The following is an 18,050-nucleotide window of genomic DNA, read 5'->3' as shown; positions in this document are numbered from 1 at the left end:
GACCAGCACGAGGAGGTCCGCCCGGAGACCCGCCAATCCGCCGTCGAAGAGGCCTGGCAGCTCTGGCACCTCACCATGGAGGAATGGAGCGATCCCGGCATCCGGCACCTCGAGCACCCGTTGGGGGGACCCTGACTCGCGACCAGCCTGCCGCCGGTCTCCGGCCTATCCTGGGCGCGCGATCGACCGACGCCCCGCGGACAATTCGGATCTGATCCGGCAGGCGGGCGGTGACGGCCGATAGCGCGGCCATCCGTCGGCATTCACCCCCGGGCGCCGGAGATTGCCCCGGTCGCCTCGGTCCGAGGTGCGCTCCCGCAACGGATTAGCCGTTGGCACACCCCTCGCGCATGGGTTCCCCGGTCTGCCAACCCCGGGAGGAAGTCATGGCGCGCGGCATCGTGGTAACTGGGATCGTGACACTGGCGCGGGTCACCGGCTGCTCCAGCAGGAGCCAGGAGCGGATCGTGGTTACGCCGCCGCCTCGGGCCTTGCGGCGCGAGCCGGCGCGGGAAGTCATCGTGGTCGAGCGCACCCACGTGCCGAGAGGGCATGCCTACGGCTGGTGGAAGCAGCACGGCTACCGCGAGGTCACGGTGTACTCCGACGGCACCCGGTACTACAGCGGGAAGGCCGCGCCGACGGGATTTCGGGCCGTGATCGTCTACCAGCGGGAAGGGAAGTACTACCTGCCCGACGAAGACGGCGAGCGGAGCCACTCGCATGACGGACGTGGTGGGGACCGCGAGGACTGACCGAAGGTTGCTCTCGTAAGCTGCCGTTTACCTGTCCTCCGCGGCTGTTCCCCGGGTCGGCCACCGGCCGCTATGTTTTCGGATCATGCCCACCGCCGACTTCACCTCGCCCAGGTCAACGCCGCCCGCGCCTGCGGGCAGCCCAACGAGCCGGTGATGGCCGAGTTCATGACCGCGCTCCCGGAGATCAACGCCCTCGCCGAGCGGAGCCCTGGATTCGTGTGGCGGCTCCAGACCGGGACGGGGACGCGACCGCGATCCGGCCCTGCGGCGACCCGCTGATCCTGATCAACCTCTCGCTCTGGCGCGACCTGAATGCTCTCCGGGAATACGTCTTCCGCAGCGATCACGCCGGATACATGCGGCGTCGGCGGGAGTGGTTCGAGCGCTTCGAGCGGGGCTATGTACCGCAGCTACCACGGGCAACCCGACGGCAAGGTTCCTGATGCTCAAGACCGGCGATCCCAACGCCGGCGAGCTGAACCTGATCCTCAAACTGGCGGCCGGAGCCTCAGGGCGGCCCACGGGCAGCGCGCTGATGTGAAGGAATGTTCACCGGCCCTGGTACTGCACTCGCCCGCCCAGCACCACCGCCCGGATCCGCCGCGTCGCCCGGATATCCACCGAGGGGTCGGCGTCGAGCACGACGAGGTCGGCCCACTTCCCCGGCTCGATGGTTCCCAGGTCGTGGTCGGCGCCGATGATTCGGGCGGCGGCGCCCGTCGCCGCGTGCAGCGCCTCCAGCGGCGAGACGCCCGCGGCCACCATCTCCTCCAGCTCCAGGTGCACCCCGGTCGGGATCTGCCAGATATCGGTGCCCGTCCCGATCGTCACCCCGGCCCGGGCGAGCTTGGCCGTGGTCTGCCGAGACACCGCGGCGAACCGCTCGAAGCGTCGGCGCCCCACCGAGTCGAGCGCCAGCATCCAACCGAAGGCGCTCCGCGGCGGGAGGATCGGTGCGAGCTCCGGATCGGCCGAGAGCGTGTCGGGATGGCGGTTCATCGCCAGGGCGAGCACCGTATAGGAGATCGTCGGGATGACAGCGATCCCGGCGCTCCGGTAGAGCTGCACCAGGTCGTCGTAGATGAGCCCGTCACCGCGCGGTTCGCAGAACTCGGCGTGCTCCTTCGCGTCCATCCCGGCCGCCACCAGCGGCAGCAGGTGCGCGCAGTGCCCGGTAACCCTGAGGCCGCGCCGGTGCGACTCGGCGATGAACCGGGCGTTGATGTCCCAGCGGCGGAAGGTGCGCGTCTTCACGTGGTCCGCTCCGAAGGCCGCCGCCAGCGCCACCGCCCGCCTCACGTGGTCCGGGTCGGCCTCCGGCTCGACACCCTGGCCGTCCTCCAGGTCGTAGGCCCAGTCGGTATACATCTGGATACCGCCGTAGTCTACTCGAGGGCCCTGGAGTTTCCCCGCGGCGACCGCGTCCGCGTAGGCGGCCAGCGGTCCTATCGGTGAGCCCTGGTCGCGAATGGTGGTCACGCCGAACCGGGGATATCCAGGCATCAGCTCGGGCCGGTACTCGTGCGCGTGCAGGTCCACCAGCCCCGGGATCAGCCACTTCTCCCCGGCGTCCAGCACTCGCCCCGGATCGGCGGCCAGCGTCCCTCCCGGCGCGATGCGCGCGATCCGCCCGCGCTCGATCAGCAGGTCGTGCGGCGGCGTGGCGGCCGCGCCGGTGCCGTCGATGATGCGCGCGTTCCGGATCACCATGGGCGGAGCCGCCGGCGTGGTGTAGGAGATCGGCCAGCCCAGCGTGCGCTCCCGGCCATCGGGGGAGCGCAGGCGCAGGCCGCCCTCCGAGACGAAGAGGATGGTGCCGTCGCGCGCGGCCGACGGATAGATCGCCGGCGCGTCGCCGAGCGGCTCGGCCGGCGCCAGCGCGTCGGGTCTCGCAAACCTCGCCCGCCAGAGCCGGGCGTGACGCACGAAGAACAGCGCGCCCGCCGTCCAGAGGGGGAAGAGCGGCGAGTCTGGCGTGCCGGACACCGCCCGTCGGCCGCCCGACAGGAGCAGGACCTCCGCCCGTGACGGCCGGCGCGGCGCGAAACCGCCCGTAAGAGACAAGAGGCCGTCGGACGAGGGGCCCCACGCCACGTCCGCGCCGGGCTCTGCGCCGAGCGTGCGGGTCCGTCCGGGGTCCGACAGGTCGCGGATCCGGGCGTCCACGACCCGAAGGACGGTGCTGTCCTCGGTGGACGCATGCATGAACGCCAGGTGTTTGCCGTCGGGCGAGTACATCGGGTGGTCCTCTCGCCCGGGCAACCGGGTGACGCGGTGGGTGGTACCGGTGGTCAGGTCGGTCGCGTAGAGGTCCTCCTCCAGCCATCGCCCGCCCGACCAGGCGAGCCTGCCGCCGTCCGGCGACCACGCCAGGTGGTGCGCGTCGAGCGGGACGTCGGCTACCGGGCGAGCGGAGTCGCCCACCCTCATCACCCAGAGACGGCCGAGCGCGAGCATCGCCACCTGCCGGGCATCGGGCGAGAGCGCCAGGCCCATGAACCCGTGCACGTGCTGGGGCGTGCCCGGCTCGGGGAAGCGGACCGGTGTCAGGGCCGGGCGGGCACGAGGGATGGCGAGTTCGGCGGTGAACGGGATCTCCGCCGGCGCGCCTCCAGCCGCCGGGATCCTCCAGAGCCTGCCGTCGGCGCCGTAGAGCAGCCAGCGCCCGTCCGCCGTCCAGCGCGCGCGGGTCGGGGTGACGTCGGCCTGGGCGGTGAGGCGACGCGGCACCCCGGGCGAGTCCACTGGTGCGACCCAGAGCTGAGTCCGCTCCGCCGAATCGGGCGCGAAGAACGCGAGGGCTCGGCCGTCGGGGGCAAAGGCCGGCGCGAGGGCCGAACCGACGGGCGTGCCGAACCTGGTCGCCCGGCCGCCGGCGCGATCCACCAGCCAGAGTGGCCCGCCCTCCTCCGAGGTGGCGGACGCCGCGACAACGGCGAGCCGGCGGCCGTCGGGCGCCCAGGCCGGATCGCGGAGATCGGGGCCAGTGGAGTCCGCGACCCGAAGCTCATGCGCCTCGCCGCCGGCGGGATCGATCAGCGCGAGGCGACTCCGCAATCCGGCCGTGGCGCTGTCCCGCGGCACCAGTCGCGCGAAGGCGATCGTCCGCCCGTCGGGGGCCCACGCCGCTCTGCCGTCGAACCCCTCCGGATCGCGAAGCTGGGTGAGCTGGCGGGGCGACGCGCCCGGCTCGAGCAGCCAGAGTCCCGTGCGGCCGGCCCGCTCGGCGCGAAAGACGAGCCGCCGGCCGTCCGGTGACCACGAGGGGTCGAGATCCTCGGCCGTGTCGCGCACGGCGTCTGTGAGCGGCCGCGCCGTGCCGCCTGCGGCGGGCAGCTGCCAGAGCTGCCCCAGCAGATCGAAGACGAGCGAGCGGCCGTCGGGTGAGAGGTCGAAGCTGGGGGTAGTGCCCTCGTGCACCCGCAGCCGGACCGTCTCCTCGCGCGAGCCGGGGCAGCCGGCCAAGAGGCCAGCGAGCAGGGGCAACGCGACGGCGCGGCAAAGCGACGGCATGGGGGTCCGGTGAGGATGCGAAGAATCAAGGTACATGCCGGGCCGCTGGTCAACATCTCAGCCTCTCCATCAGCACTCGTGGCCATCATGACAGCCATCATCTACAGCGGCCGGCGGGACCAGCACGAGGAGGTTCGCCCGGAGACCCGCCAATCCGCCGTCGAAGAGGCCTGGCAGCTCTGGCACCTCACCATGGAGGAATGGAGCGATCCCGGCATCCGGCACCTCGAACGCCCGTTGGGGGGACCCTGACTCGCGGCCAGCCTGCCGCCGGTCTCCGGCCTATCCCTGGGCGCGCGATCGACCGGCTGACTACGGTACTCCCTCGCTGCGGCCGGGCTCCTCGAACACCACCAGACCCGTCAGCCGGGCCTCGACTGCCCCCCAGCGCGCAGTGCCCGCAGGAAGCCCTGGGATCCTCCTGCACAGATCCGATGCCGACAGCCCGATCAGCCGTTGGATCAGCAGCGCCTCACCGGCGGTGTGACCGCCGGTAATGAAACCGAGCGCGCGCTCCAACTGAGCGAGGAGGACCGCGTTCCGGCTCCGCGCCGCCGCCTGTACCTCGCCGTGCAGTCGTTCGGCCAACTCGCGAACCGCCGGACTGGATGCGCCCGCCGCCCACCGGTGGCCACCCAGAAGTCCCAGCCGTTGCCGCAGCGGGGCCGCCAGCCAGGACATCGCCAGCTCCAGTTGCTCGGCTGTTATGGCTCGGGTCGACTCGCTTCTGGCGGCGGCCGCCAGTCTGGGGCCCACCACCTCTCGAGCTTCGGTCGAGCCACCGCTCCCGTCGATCCACACCACACTCGCGGCGAGCCGCGCAGTGTGCCCTTCCACCGTCCCGTAGAGACCGAAGCCCGCGAGAACTCCCGACGGGCCTTCGGGCACCAGCGCCACGCCGAACCTCATCGGGCCCGGGTGCAGCTCGTCGGCGATCTCCGACTGCCAGCGCCAGAGGCGCCGGCCTTCCGGTCCGAGCCCCGCCCTGATGGGGAGCGTGGCTTTTCGAGTCAGTGCTTCTCCGACTCGGAGCCCGCGCTCCAGCGGCTCGGGCAGGGTGAAGCGCACGACCTCGACCTCGCCGTGCACCGACCCCAGCCGTACCGCGCGACCCTCCCGCTGCTCCAGCCGCATCGGCGTCCATGGCAAGTCGTAGTGGACCACTCGCGCGGCCCGCTGAAGGTCGAGACCCTCCGCGGCCACGTCCGTCACTACCAGGCAGGTCGGTTCGGGCCCTATCTGCGGTGAGCCACCGGTCCTGAACCAACCCAGCACTACCAATCGAGGCACCGTCGAGCGGCCCAGCCCCGCCCGCTCCCCCGTGCACCACGCGATCGGCGGGCCTGCCAGCCGCTCCCGCAGATGGCGCACCGTTTCCCGGCGGGACACGAACACGATGGTGGGATGGCCGTCCGCCAGAATGGATTGGAGGCGCTCGAGCTTGGCATCTGGCCCTCGGCTTGCCGCGACAGCCGCCTCGATCACGACGTTGGTCCGCTCCAGGTCTGCCAGGTCGAGATCGATGCCGGCACCGCTCTCCGGCAGCAGCTCCCAGAGCACCAGCTGGTCCTGCAGGTCGCCCGCGAATTTCCTGAGCTCCGCGCGGCTGAGCGTCCGCCCGGTCCGCACCGCATCGCGTGCGTGGAGCAACAGCCTGCGGTAGCGCCGAAGCGCGCCAAGCAGCGCCGCCGGGCTGGAGGCCGCGGCCCGGGCGAGCGTTCCCCGTACCAGGGCAGCCGTCGGTGTATGGCAGGAGAGCGACAGCCGATCGATCCACCCGATGGCCTGCGCCGCGGCCCCACACTCCCGCTGGCAGGCCGGGCTCACCCGGACGAGGCGTGCAGGCCGCCCACCCGCCGAGCGTTCCTCGACCACCAGGCGTCCGAGCGCAGCGGCGCCCTGTCCCCCACCGAGCGCGGCTCCCAACGAGATCACCCCATCGGCAAGCAGAGCGTCGTCACGCACGCCGAGGAGGAGCTGATGCGCCAGGTCTTCCAGCCGATTCACCACCGGAGTGGCGGTGACCAGCAGAATGGGCCGGCCGATCAGCCAGGGCGCTACATGCCCGTAGCGACACGTCTGGGGGTTTCGGAAGTGATGACTCTCGTCCACGATCACCAGCCCGCGCGTGCCGAGGGGAAGCCGGCCCCGGCTCGCTTGCTGGTGCGACCTCACCAACACCCGGACACCCAGACCATTCGCGACCGACCGCCACTGTGGCACCAGCGTCGCCGGGACCAGACAGGCCGTCGGACCCCTCGGGTTGAGTGCCGCCGCCACGGCCAACGCGACAAACGTCTTGCCGCTCCCGACCGGGTCGGCCAGCAGCGCGCCTCGGTGTCGGCGGACGGCCGCGAGCAGCCGACGGAAGCTGCGTCGCTGCTCCTCGCGCAGCCACGCCGGCGGGGCATCCGGTGCCTCCTCCGGCTGCAGGCTCGCGACCAGTGCTCGCGCCACCGCGCTCGCGGAGGCTGGAGCTCCCGAGCAGAGCGCCGTGAGGATCGGCAGCGGCACCGCCGCAAGTGTCTCAGCCACGATGGTCGGTGCCTGGGGCCACCAGCCGCCCGAGCGCGGTCCGCTCGCCCGCCGAAAGCTCGAGGTGCCGCGCAGCGAGGTCATCGAGTTGCTCCTGCACCGGCTCCCCTCGACGTCCGGCTCCAGCGAGCCGGGACAGATCGGGGTCGGAGAGCACGGACGGCGGAAGGGGAAGTCGGCTGACGGTGGCGGCGCTGAACCGATGGAAACCGCCGGCGGCGGGCACCGCACCGAGCCGAGCCGCCGCCCGGATCCAGCTGGAGTTGAGCCAGGCACTGACCCGCTCGGCCTCCGCTGCGGTCGAGGCGGCGGCTACGTAGCAGCTGTTGAGTGGAACCCGGTCGGCATCGCGCGCCCCGGTGAGCGCGGCGGCCGCGAGGGACCGGCCGAGATCGGCCCAGACCACTCGGTGAGCAGATGTGGCGGCCCGGGTGCGGAACAGGATCCAGGCGCGCTCGCCCTGATAGTCCGCCCGGACACGAAGGGCGGAGAGCCGCGGCTCTAGATATTCCGCCGCCCTGGGTGGCAACTCCCGCAACGGTCGTCCGTCCTGCCCATGAGTCCAGAGCAGTCGCACCCGGGTTGCCACCCGGAACGGCCTCACGTCCCGGCCGCGAACGGCCCAGCGCATGAGCTCGGGCTCGATGTCGGGCGGCGGATTCAGGAAGATGGCGTTGGCGCCGGTCTTGAGACCGAGATGGCAGGCGAGCTGCTCCCCCAGCAGAGGATGCCTTCGTGCCAATCGTCCGAGTACCGCGCGCGCTCCATCGGACCGGAGAATCCAGGGTCCTCCGGATCGGAGCCGCGACTGCACTACACCGCCGCCGGGCCTCTGGCCCAGCCGGGTCTGGACACGATGAGCCGTGGGCGGCGGCTCCTTTCGCACGATGAGGGCGAGCGGGTAGACCGTGGCGTCGAACGCGGCCTCGGGCTGACCCGTGAGGTCTGCCACCACGCTCAGCGTGGTCGTCGTGGCAAGCGCGTGGCGCGCCGCCGTTCCGTAAGCCGCGGTGGCCAGTTTGGCGGGCACCAGCAGGGCGACCACCCCTCCCGGCCTGACCAGCTCGACCGAGCGCTCCAGGAACGCGACCGCGAGGTCGGGTCGGTTACCATACCCCCCGCCTTTTCGCCACCAGCGATACCGGCCCGCCAGCCGCCGGCGCAGGTGCGAGGGGATGTCCTCGGAGCGGAGCCAGGGTGGATTGCCCGCGACGAGATCGAACCCGTCCGCCGCGAACACGTCCGCGAAGTGGCTTTGATAATGGAACCAGGGGACCTCGCGTTCTCGGAGGACCGCGCGCCGGGCGGCGCGAACCGCGCGCAATTCCGCGCGGCAGAGTTGCAACCGTGCCCCGAGCGCGTGGTCCAGCCCGCGGCGGCGGCCGAACAGATCGGACCCACGCGCCTCGTTCAGGCATTCGCTGACCGCCTCCGCCAACTCCCGCTCGGCCAAGGCCAGCGATTCGGAAAACCCTGCCGCCTCGGCCTCCCGGAGCTCCCGCAGCAGGGTGTGTTTTTCTCCCCCCGTGGCCCCGACCACACGCTGCCGGAGCGAGGCGATGGTCCCGGAGGCCTCCCGCGCTGGAGCTCGCAGGCGGATAGCACTGCCGACCGGCTCGAGGAGGCTATCCCCCTGGCGGATCAGGCAATCGAGATTGGGCAGGGGACGGACCAGCTCGGGCCGGCCGGAGCCCTCGCCGGCGATGACAGCGAGCCAGAGCCGAAGCTCGGTCAGCCGCACGGCCGCGGCGCTCAGATCGACGCCGAAAAGGTTCCGCTCCAGAATCCGCCGCCTGCGTCGGGCGAGCGACTCGGGGCTGCCGGCTCCCCGCTCCGACAGACGCTCCAATGCGCCCAGGAGAAAAGCGCCGGAGCCGGCTGCCGGATCGAGCACCGTGAGCGAGCCCAAGGTAGCGAGCGCCGCCGGCTCACCGTTGTCGAGACGGTGCCCTGCCTCGACCTCACCGCACCTGAGCCGGCCGGCGACGGCGGCCGGGATGGCGGCGTCCAGCATGCTTCGCACCAGAGCCGCGGGGGTGTAGAACGTGCCCGATGCGCGGCGCAGGTCCGGCGCCATCACTCCCTCGAACACCCGGCCCAGCATATCGGGCGCGATTCCCTCTCCGGGCGTTTCGGACACCGTGAAGTGAAAACGCTCGAAGAGCTGGTCGAACGCTTCCCGCCAGAGCGGCGTGGGAATGCTGGCGCGGACGGACCGCTCCAGTGGATGCGGCTCGAACAAGCCGCCGTTGAGGAACGGGATTGGACCGAAACCGGCCGCCCGGGAGCCCCGCTTCGGCGCCGGTCGGTTGAGCGTTCCGAAGAAGAGCGGCTGCAGCAGATCGCGCTGGATGCTTCGCTTCCGGCTCAGGCACCGGTCCACCTCTTCCGCCAGGAAGCGGTCCCGCCCCGCGAGCCAGCCTTTGGCTTGGACGAAGTAGAGGAAGAGCACCCGGGTGAGCTGAAGCAGCGCGAGATTACGGCGATCCTCGCCACGGAGCGGCCCGGGCAGCCCGGCCGCCATTCGCTCCAGGGTATTTCTGAAGGTTTGAAAGAACCGCCGCCCGGCCGACTCACCGGAGAGCGCATCAGCCACCCGGAGGGCGTAGGCAAGAGCACCACCGGACCCGCTTCCCGACATTCGACCCAGACACGCCAGCGCGGCCGGGGCGGGGTGGTCCAGATCGATCGTGAGCAAAGGACTGCGCTCGAGCGCCACCGCCAGCGCCAGTCGCCGGCCTACCGGGTCGAGCGCCAGGACGCCGGCGACTCGCCCCCGCAATGCCAGTCGTCGAGCCAGCCCGCGCGCGGACCGCTCGACATCCGGGCCTGCCACCGCGAACCAGGGGAACTCCCCCGCGCGACCGACAACGAGCGGCGCCGCCGAGTCCCGAACCCTGCGGGGTCCCAACAGGTCGGGGACCTGGTCGAAGAGCCGCTGGTGTCCCAACGCGGCAATGAGGTTCGGCAGCGCCTGCAACGAATCCAGTCCGCCCAGCAACGGCCCGAGCTCCACACCCAGCGCTCCGGTGGGGGAGCGGCCAGAATAGGCCCGGGAGCATGGCGTAGCGGTACCCGATCTACGCCACTGGGCGCATCATGCCGGCCTGCTGGACGGCACCCCCGGCGCCCACTATCCTGCAGCCATGCCTCTACCTGATCGATGCCTCCTCGGGCTGGCCGCCACGCTCCTCCTCCCGGCCGCCCTCAGCGCCCAGTCCGCCGCCGACAGCGGCACGTTCGTCATCCGCCGCGCCGGAGACACCGTGGCCACGGAGCGATTCTCCCGCAGCCCCACCATGCTCCAGGGCACGCTGGCCATTCACGGCGCCCGCAACACTGCCCAGGCGTATCGCGCGGTCATTGCTCCTGACGCGACGGTGCCGCTGATCGAGGTGACGGTGCGGGAGGACGTGGACAGCGGACACACCAAGGGCCACCTCGTCCAGCAGGCCCGCATCATCTTCAAGGAGGACAGCGCGTCCGTGGACGACATCAATGGCGGGGGACTGCAGACCCGGGTCATCGCCACCCATCGGGGCGCGATCCCTTACCTCAACCTGTCGTTCGCGCTCCTGGAGCAGGCGGTGCGGCGCTCCCGGGCGGGCGGCACGCCGGCCGGTCAGGTGCCGTTCTTCAACCTCGGTGGGGGGCAGACGGTCGATGGGAAGGTCGCCGGCATGGGCAACGACTCGCTGCGCGTAGCGATCGGAACCGTGGAGTTCCACCTCAGGGTTGCGCCCGACGGCCGGGTGCTCGGCGGGCGAATTCCGAACCAGAACCTCGTGGTGGACCGCACCGGCGGGAGCTGAGCCGGACCCGGCCCCCTATCGCTCTGCGGCGCCGTAGAGTCGTCCCCGCCACTCGACTTTCCGGGCACCCCGCCAGGTCGAGCGCGCCGCGATGTACAAGGCCATGAGTGCGCCCAGCGGATACGCCAGCCCGTAGTAGAACGGAATCCGCATGCCGATCGAGATGAGGATCCAGAAGACCGCCGAGAGACCGACGGCCACGCCCGCCGCGGAACGAAGGCCTCCACCCAGCGCGAGCGCCACCGGAGGAACCAGCCAGAACCCGAGCGCCGCCGCCACCATGAGCGGGGCGGCCGCGCGGAGCGCCGGGTTCTCCGGAAACGAGCGGCGGCCGCCCAGGTAGATGTTCTTGGACCAGCCCTCGATCAGCTCGCCCAGGCTTCGGTACATCCGCGTCTCCATGAACCGCTGCGCGAATGCGAAGCGAATAGTCCGCCCCGATGCGAGGAACCGCTGCGCCAGCGCGAGATCCTCCGCCACCTCGTGCCGCACCGCCTCGTGGGTTCCTGCCGCTTCGTAGGGCTCCCGGGAGACCAGGATGAACTGCCCATTGGCGATCACGTCTCGCGCGCGCCGGGCCCGGTTCACTCGCTGCGGGTGATAGCGGAGGCCGAGCAGCAGCCAGATCTGCGGCATGACCAGCCGCTCCCAGAAAGTGACGCAGCGCTGGTGCGGAGCCACGGTCAGCAGCCCCGCCCGCTCCCGCCGGAGCGCCGCGACCGCCCGCCCCAGCAGCTCGGGATGGTGTCGGGTATCGGCATCGGTGAAAAGCAGAAGGTCGCCGCGAGCGAGGCTGTATCCCTGGTGGCAGGCCCAGGGCTTTCCGTACCAGCCGTCCGGCAGCGCCTCGCCGTCTACCACCCGGACCCGCCGGTCCTCCGCGGCAAGCCGCTGGAGGATTGCCGCGGTGGCGTCGGTCGAGCGATCGTCCACGACCAGGAGCTCGAGCGGCCGGTAGGCGGAGTCGAGTACCGACCGCACCACCGTCTCGATGGTGGCTGCCTCGTTTCGCGCGGGCACGATGACGGACACCAGCTCGCCCGAGATCGGGTGGACGTCGGAAAGATTGGGATGGGTGTCGGCCAGCCGGGGAAGGGCTGCAAACGGCGCCAGCCAGGGCAGGGCCGGCAGCAAGTCGGCGGGCGCCATGAGGAACAGCGGAGACGTCTATTGCCGAGGTTGTTTGACCACGGCACGCAGCTCCTGCTCCAGGGCGCTGAGCTGGCGCTCGATCTCGCCGGTGTCCTGTTGGGTGTCGAACATGGGCACGCCGTTCTGGGCGAATAACGTGGCCACGAGCGCGTCGGTGTACCCGACCACGGCCACCGAGACCCCCTTGTCGATGACTCGGTTGAGGCGCAGCATGATGGCCATGCTCTGCCTGGCACGCATCGCCACCAGAACAGGTGCGAGGTTACGGATGAGGAGCTCGCGGAGAAATTGCAGTTCCTCGACCACCTCACCCGCCGCGAGCCCCCGGGTCGACGCCATCCGCCCGTAGTGCTCGCAGACGTGGAACCACACGCTGTTGACTTCCCGCCGGAGCGGGCCAACCATCTCGGTGATGACGTCGAGCAGGAGCCGAAACTCCCGCTCGACCGTCAGGCGCGGTATCGTGGGTGTGGCGGTGATCCGGTCTCCCAGCCAGTCGGCCCACTGGAGAACCATCGAATCCCGCAATTCAGCGATCACACGACCGGCGGCGAGCAACGCGGGCTGCGAAGCACGCACTACCGTTCTCCCGTTGAGGTGTCGCACAATCTACCGCGGAGCCATCATGGGGTCAAAACCGCTCGTTCGTCCTCCCCGACTGGCGCGTGGAAGTCGGGTGGCGCTGGTCGCGCCGGCGGGACCGTTGCTGGACCGCGATGATTTAACACGTGCGGAGGCGCTGTGCCGTGCGCTGGATTACGAACCGCTGCTGGCCCCCCATGCCGGCGCCCGTTACGGCTACCTTGGCGGGACCGACGAGCAGCGGCTGGCCGACCTCAATGCCGCACTTCGGGATCCGGCCGTCGACGCGGTGTGGTGTATTCGCGGGGGCTACGGCCTGACCCGCATCCTGGGTGGGGTCGACTTTCCGGCCCTGGTGCGCCGTCCCAAGGCTGTCATCGGCTTCTCCGATGTGACCGCGCTGCTGGCCGGAGTGACCCGATGCGCCGGAGTGGTCGGCTTCCACGGGCCCAACGCACGAACCAGCATGCCCGGATTCAGCCGCCGCCATTTCGAGCGAGTCCTCTCCTGCGCGGCGCCGGCCGGTCCGCTGGAGCCGCTGCCCCAGCCGGCCGGCGTGCTGGTGGCTCGGGAGAATCGGATCGTCACGCTCCAGGGAGGGGTGGCGGAGGGGAGACTCGCCGGCGGCAACCTGAGCCTGCTGCAGTGCCTGATCGGCACCGGATTCTTTCCCGACCTCGATGGCGCGCTGCTGGTGCTGGAGGACGTGGGCGAGGACCTCTACCGAGTGGATCGGATGCTCTCCCACCTGCGGATGGCCGGCGCGCTGGACCGGCTGGCCGGTGTCCTGGTGGGCCGGTTCAGCGAGCTCCAGCGCGGCACCGGCGACGGCGCCCTCGGCTTCGACGAGGTGCTCGCGACCTACTTCGGCCCCCTGCGTATTCCGGTGGCGCTCGGCTTCCCCGTGGGGCACATCGACGACCAGTGGACCCTCCCACTCGGCATCCAGGCCCGGCTCGACGCAGATACCGGGGAGGTGTCGCTGCTGGAGCCCGCGGTGGCCTGAACCGTGTAGCTTGTAGCATGGCCACCGCGACCCTCACCAAGCACCGGCTGGACGGCGCACTGGGCGACATTCTAGTGGATGTGCGCGGCGGTGGACGCGAATCGCCCCGTCCCGCGGTGGTGGTGGTCCACGGCTTCAAGGGATTCAAGGATTGGGGCATGTTTCCTCCCCTGGCCGAGCGGCTCGCCCGCGCCGGATTCACGGCCGTCACCTTCAACCTGAGCGGCAGCGGAGTGGATGACGTCGGTGAGTTCTCTCTTCCGGAGCAGTTCGCGCACAACACCTTTACCGCCGAGCTCACCGATCTGGGCCGGGTGGTGGAGGCCGTGATGCGGGGAGAGCTGGGTGTGGCGCCGCCTTCGTGTCTGGGCCTGCTGGGCCACTCTCGCGGCGGCGGGGTTGCCGTGCTGCACACCGCACGGGATCCCCGGATCGAGGCCCTGGTCACCTGGTCCGCCATCTCAACCGTCGATCGCTGGCCGGCCTCCGAGCGCGCCGAGTGGCGCGACGCGGGAGTCAAGGAGGTGCGGAATGCGCGAACCGGCCAGGTGCTCCCGCTCTACCCGGACGTGCTCGACGATATCGAGTGCAACCACGCCGCGCTGGACATCTCCATGGCCGCCTCGCGTGTCGGCGTGCCCTGGCTGATCGTGCACGGGGCCAGCGACGAATCGGTCCCGCTCGAGGAGGGCGAACGGCTGGCCGCCGCGGCGCCCGGGGGCAGCAGCCGCCTCCTCCGAATCGAGCACGCCGGCCATACCTTCGGCGCGGCCCACCCCTGGAAGGGCAGCACCCCCGAGCTCGAGCGCGCCGTCGAGGCGAGCGTGGCCGCCTTCTCCGCGGAGCTGGGCTGACGATGCGAAGCACCACGGCCCCGCTGGCGGACCTCACCGGGCGCGTCTGCGTCGTCACCGGCGCCAGCCGGGGCATCGGCCGGGCCGTGGCCGAACAGCTCGGGGTGCTGGGCGCCACTCTGGTGCTGATCTGCCGCCGGGCCGAGGACGGCGAGGCGGTTGCCGAAGCGATTGCCGGTGACACGCGGGCGCCCCTGCCGGAGGTGGTAACCGCCGATCTCTCGATCCAGTCGTCGGTCCGAGCGGCCGCCGCCGTCATCCGCGAGCGGCATGCGCAGATCCACGTGCTGATCAACAACGCGGGTGTCATCGTCCGCCAGCGCGAGGTCACGGTCGATGGACTCGAGCACCAGTTCGCGGTGAACCACCTCGCCTACTTCCTGATCACCCGGCTCCTGCTGGACCGCCTGGAGGCCGGCGCTCCATCCCGAATCGTCAACCTGTCCTCGGGGGCGCATCAGGGTGGCACGCTCGACCTCAACGATCTGCAGAGCGAGCGGCGCTACGATCCGGTCCGGGTGTACGGCCGTACCAAGCTGGCCAACATCCTGTTCACCTACGAACTGGCACGCCGGCTGGAAGGCACCGGTGTCACCGTCAACTGCGTCCATCCCGGTGTGATCGGCACCAAGCTCCTGTCCGACTACATGAACGTCCCCGTTGTCGGCGGAGCCCTGGCCCGGACCTTCGGCGCCAGCCCGGAGAAAGCGGCGACCGCCATCGTCCATCTCGCCGCGTCGCCCGAGGTGGAGCGGGTCACCGGAACGTATTTCGACGGACGCCGTGTCGGCCGCAGCTCGCCCGCGTCATACGACGAGGCACTGGCGCGACGGCTGTGGGACGCGAGCGAACGGCTCACCGGCCTCGCCGGCGTCGCCACACCTTGACCCTTCGCGCGGGACCGGCGAATCTCCCTTTATGCCCATCTATACCTACCGCTGCGCCTGCGGAACCGAATTCGAGCAACTGGTGCGCTCGGACACTGAGGTGGCGTGTCCCGAGTGCCAGGGCCGCACGCTGGAGCGCCTGATGTCCCTGACGGCCCGTCCCGCCAGCGGAACGCCACGCGCCGACTACAGTCGCCTCGGTCCCCCGCCGGGAGGCGGGTGCTGCGGCGGCGGATGTCATACCCACAACCACTGACGCCCCGCCTCGACCGGTTGCGGGACCGCCTCGCCTCCCACCGGCCGTGGACCGATCCCGACGCCGAAGCCCTGCGCTGGGCAGCGGTGGCAGTGGTGCTGAAGCCCGCCCCCGACGCCGTTCTCCTCATCCGTCGCGCTGAGCGAGTGGGTGACCCGTGGTCCGGTCACATGGCGCTTCCCGGCGGCCGCCGGGAGCCGGGCGACGATGACCTCGTCGCCACCGCCATCCGGGAGACCAGCGAGGAGGTCGGCCTCCCGCTCTCACGCGGCCAGCTGCTCGGCGTCCTCGATGACGTGGTCCCCCGCACTCCGGTCCTGCCGCCGATCGCGATCCGCCCCTGCGTCTTCCTGCTCCACGCTCAGCTTCCACTCACGCTCAACCCCGAGGTGGCCGGCGCCCGCTGGGTCGAGCTGGATCGGCTGCTCCATCCGGGAACCCGCCATCCGGTTCGGCTGGAGATCCGGGGCGAGAGCCGGGAAGTCGACGCCTATCAGCTCGACGACGCCATCGTCTGGGGACTGACCGAGCGGGTGCTCAGCGGGTTGCTGCGGCATCTCGGCGGGTGACCGCGGATTCGCGGCTCGAAACCTTGACGTTAGGCCGATCATACTACAAGTTTAGGGCAACCTAAACCATATCGGTCATGTCTCCTGCCGCCGCCGCCGAATCGCTGACTCGCTCCGTCGAGGACTACCTCAAGGCCATCTACCGGCTCTCGCCCGAAGGCCGCCCGGCCTCGACCAGCGAGATCGCCCATCTGCTCGAGCTCTCCGCCCCCTCGGTCAGCGGCATGGTCAAGCGGCTGTCCGAGCTGGGACTGCTGGAGCACGCGCCCTACAAGGGAGTGCAGCTCACCCCGGAAGGCCGCCGGGCCGCCCTGCGGATGGTGCGGCGCCATCGACTGATCGAGGCATACCTGGTCCAGTTCCTCGACTACCCCTGGGACACGGTTCACCAGGAGGCGGAGCGGCTGGAGCACGCGGTCAGCGATCAGCTGGTGGAGCGGATGGCGGCTGCGCTGGGCCATCCCACGACCGATCCTCACGGCGACCCCATTCCCGAGGCGGACGGTTCGATTCACGAGCCCCTCTGCACTCCACTTTCAGAGCTCGAGGTCGGCCAGATCGTCGAGATCCGCCGGGTGGACGAGAGCGAGCCTGAGCGGCTCCGCTATCTCGCCTCGCTGGGCCTTCGGCCCGGTGTCGTCGTGACCCTGCTCGACCGCCAGCCGTTCGGCGGTCCGGTGACGCTCGACGCGGGCGGCGAGTCTCACGTGATCGGGCAGGAGCTGGCCCAGGTGCTCCTCTGCGTCCGCGAGGTCGACCGATGAGCGCCGCGTCGACCCCTCCGATGGAGCAGATCTCCGGCTGGCGCTTCCCCCGCACGCTGCCGAGCCTGCCGGAGTCGTACCACACGGTCCAGGTGCCCCGTGGGGTCTCCTTCTGGCGGAAGGCACTGGCCTTTGCCGGTCCCGGCTACATGGTGGCGGTGGGCTACATGGACCCGGGCAACTGGGCCACCGATCTCGCCGGCGGCGCCCGCTTCGGGTACACCCTGCTGAGCGTCATCCTGATCTCCAATCTGATGGCGATTCTGCTGCAGGCGCTCGCCCTCAAGCTCGGCATCGTCACCGGGCGGGACCTGGCCCAGGCCTGCCGCGACCACTATTCCCGGCCGGTGAGCTTCATCCTCTGGGTGCTCTGCGAGATCGCCATCGCCGCCTGCGATCTCGCCGAGGTCATCGGGTCGGCCATCGCCCTCAATCTGTTGCTGGGGATTCCGCTGGTGTGGGGCGTGTGCCTGACGGCACTGGACGTCCTGCTGATCCTGCTGTTGCAGCATCGCGGGTTCCGCTACCTCGAGGCGCTGGTGATCGTGCTGGTGGCCACCATCGGCCTCTGCTTCGGGATCGAGCTGCTGATGGCCCGGCCGGAGCTCGGCGCGGTGGTGCGCGGCTTGGTGCCCACGACCGGCATCGTGAGCAATCCGGCGATGCTCTATATCGCCATCGGCATTCTGGGCGCCACCGTCATGCCGCACAATCTCTACCTGCATTCTTCCATCGTGCAGACCCGGAAGGTGCTGCCCGACGACTCGTCCAAGCGGGAGGCGATCCGGTTCGCCACCCTCGATTCCACGGTGGCGCTCCTGTTCGCCTTCTTCATCAACGCCGCCATCCTGATGCTGGCCGCCGCCACCTTCCACCAGAGCGGGCACCAGGAGGTGGCGGAGATCGGGGATGCCTACCGGCTGCTGGCGCCGCTCCTGGGCACCACCATCGCCAGCACGCTCTTCGCCGTGGCACTGCTCGCCTCGGGGCAGAACTCGACGATCACCGGCACACTGGCGGGGCAGATCGTGATGGAGGGATTTCTCAATATCCGGCTGCCGGCCTGGCTTCGGCGGCTGATCACCCGGCTGATCGCGATCATTCCCGCCATCATCGTCACCATTCTCTACGGCGAGAAGGGAGCGGGCGCGCTGCTCATTCTGAGCCAGGTCATCTTGAGCCTGCAGCTCTCGTTCGCGGTGGTCCCGCTGGTCTACTTCACCGGCCAGCGGTCCAAGATGGGCCAGTTCGTCAACCACCCGGTGCTCGCCGCCGGCGCGTGGGCCGTGGCGGCGGCGATCATCGGTCTCAATGCCTGGCTGCTGATCGGCACCTTCCGGGCCTGGCTGGCCTGATCAGGCC

General features: G+C 70.6%; 15 protein-coding genes. 10 read left to right on the top strand and 5 right to left on the bottom strand.

Annotated features, from left to right (window positions below):
- The first annotated feature begins 386 nt into the window (after window positions 1–386).
- Window positions 387–755: a hypothetical protein gene (locus VHR41_13445; GenBank protein HEX3235199.1), complete on the top strand. Its 369-nt coding sequence runs from the start codon at window positions 387–389 to the stop codon at window positions 753–755.
- A gap of 221 nt (window positions 756–976) precedes the next feature.
- Entirely contained in the window at window positions 977–1,201 is a 225-nt protein-coding gene (locus VHR41_13440) for a DUF3291 domain-containing protein (protein HEX3235198.1), read from the top strand.
- 106 nt (window positions 1,202–1,307) lie between these two features.
- Here VHR41_13440 and VHR41_13435 read toward each other — a convergent pair whose 3' ends face one another.
- Window positions 1,308–4,271 (bottom strand): amidohydrolase family protein, encoded by a 2,964-nt coding sequence (locus tag VHR41_13435; GenBank protein HEX3235197.1) that lies wholly within the window; start codon window positions 4,269–4,271, stop codon window positions 1,308–1,310.
- Between the two features lie 87 nt (window positions 4,272–4,358).
- Between VHR41_13435 and VHR41_13430 the strand changes: the two genes are divergently transcribed.
- Window positions 4,359–4,523, top strand: a complete 165-nt coding sequence (locus VHR41_13430) for a hypothetical protein (protein HEX3235196.1) — start codon at window positions 4,359–4,361, stop codon at window positions 4,521–4,523.
- Window positions 4,524–4,583: 60 nt separating this feature from the next.
- Here the strand turns inward: VHR41_13430 and VHR41_13425 are convergent, their stop codons facing one another.
- Together VHR41_13425 and VHR41_13420 are read right to left on the bottom strand one after the other, a co-directional pair.
- Window positions 4,584–6,890 carry a DEAD/DEAH box helicase gene (locus tag VHR41_13425; GenBank protein HEX3235195.1) on the bottom strand — a complete coding sequence of 769 codons (2,307 nt, stop codon included), beginning with the start codon at window positions 6,888–6,890 and terminating at the stop codon, window positions 4,584–4,586.
- Window positions 6,799–9,822, bottom strand: coding sequence for an N-6 DNA methylase (locus VHR41_13420; GenBank protein HEX3235194.1), 3,024 nt, complete (start codon window positions 9,820–9,822; stop codon window positions 6,799–6,801). Before VHR41_13420 ends, VHR41_13425 begins: the two co-directional genes overlap by 92 nt.
- A 130-nt stretch (window positions 9,823–9,952) precedes the next feature.
- Between VHR41_13420 and VHR41_13415 the strand changes: the two genes are divergently transcribed.
- Window positions 9,953–10,618, top strand: coding sequence for a hypothetical protein (locus VHR41_13415; GenBank protein ID HEX3235193.1), 666 nt, complete (start codon window positions 9,953–9,955; stop codon window positions 10,616–10,618).
- 15 nt (window positions 10,619–10,633) lie between these two features.
- Here VHR41_13415 and VHR41_13410 read toward each other — a convergent pair whose 3' ends face one another.
- Complete coding sequence (locus tag VHR41_13410; GenBank protein ID HEX3235192.1) at window positions 10,634–11,767, bottom strand: glycosyltransferase; 1,134 nt, start codon at window positions 11,765–11,767, stop codon at window positions 10,634–10,636.
- Window positions 11,768–11,785: 18 nt separating this feature from the next.
- Entirely contained in the window at window positions 11,786–12,349 is a 564-nt protein-coding gene (locus tag VHR41_13405; GenBank protein ID HEX3235191.1) for a hypothetical protein, read from the bottom strand.
- 46 nt (window positions 12,350–12,395) lie between these two features.
- On the opposite strand from VHR41_13405, the gene VHR41_13400 reads away from it, so the two are divergent.
- From VHR41_13400 to VHR41_13375, 6 genes are all read left to right on the top strand, one after another.
- A complete protein-coding gene (locus tag VHR41_13400; protein HEX3235190.1) occupies window positions 12,396–13,358 on the top strand; it encodes an LD-carboxypeptidase in 963 nt (320 codons plus the stop codon).
- A gap of 17 nt (window positions 13,359–13,375) precedes the next feature.
- Window positions 13,376–14,212 carry an alpha/beta fold hydrolase gene (locus tag VHR41_13395; GenBank protein HEX3235189.1) on the top strand — a complete coding sequence of 279 codons (837 nt, stop codon included), beginning with the start codon at window positions 13,376–13,378 and terminating at the stop codon, window positions 14,210–14,212.
- 2 nt (window positions 14,213–14,214) lie between these two features.
- Window positions 14,215–15,099 (top strand): SDR family oxidoreductase, encoded by an 885-nt coding sequence (locus VHR41_13390; protein ID HEX3235188.1) that lies wholly within the window; start codon window positions 14,215–14,217, stop codon window positions 15,097–15,099.
- Window positions 15,100–15,333: 234 nt separating this feature from the next.
- The gene (locus VHR41_13385; GenBank protein HEX3235187.1) at window positions 15,334–15,924 is read left to right on the top strand and encodes a CoA pyrophosphatase; all 591 of its coding nucleotides are present in this window, start codon (window positions 15,334–15,336) and stop codon (window positions 15,922–15,924) included.
- A gap of 77 nt (window positions 15,925–16,001) precedes the next feature.
- A complete protein-coding gene (locus VHR41_13380; GenBank protein ID HEX3235186.1) occupies window positions 16,002–16,688 on the top strand; it encodes a metal-dependent transcriptional regulator in 687 nt (228 codons plus the stop codon).
- Entirely contained in the window at window positions 16,685–18,043 is a 1,359-nt protein-coding gene (locus VHR41_13375; GenBank protein ID HEX3235185.1) for an Nramp family divalent metal transporter, read from the top strand. Before VHR41_13380 ends, VHR41_13375 begins: the two co-directional genes overlap by 4 nt.
- The last annotated feature ends 7 nt before the right edge of the window (window positions 18,044–18,050 follow it).

The sequence above is a fragment of the Gemmatimonadales bacterium genome (assembly GCA_036265815.1).
Classification (GTDB): domain Bacteria; phylum Gemmatimonadota; class Gemmatimonadetes; order Gemmatimonadales; family GWC2-71-9; genus CAVVWJ01.
Note: the sequence above shows the minus strand (reverse complement) of the source record. Positions and strands in the feature narration are given on the sequence as shown.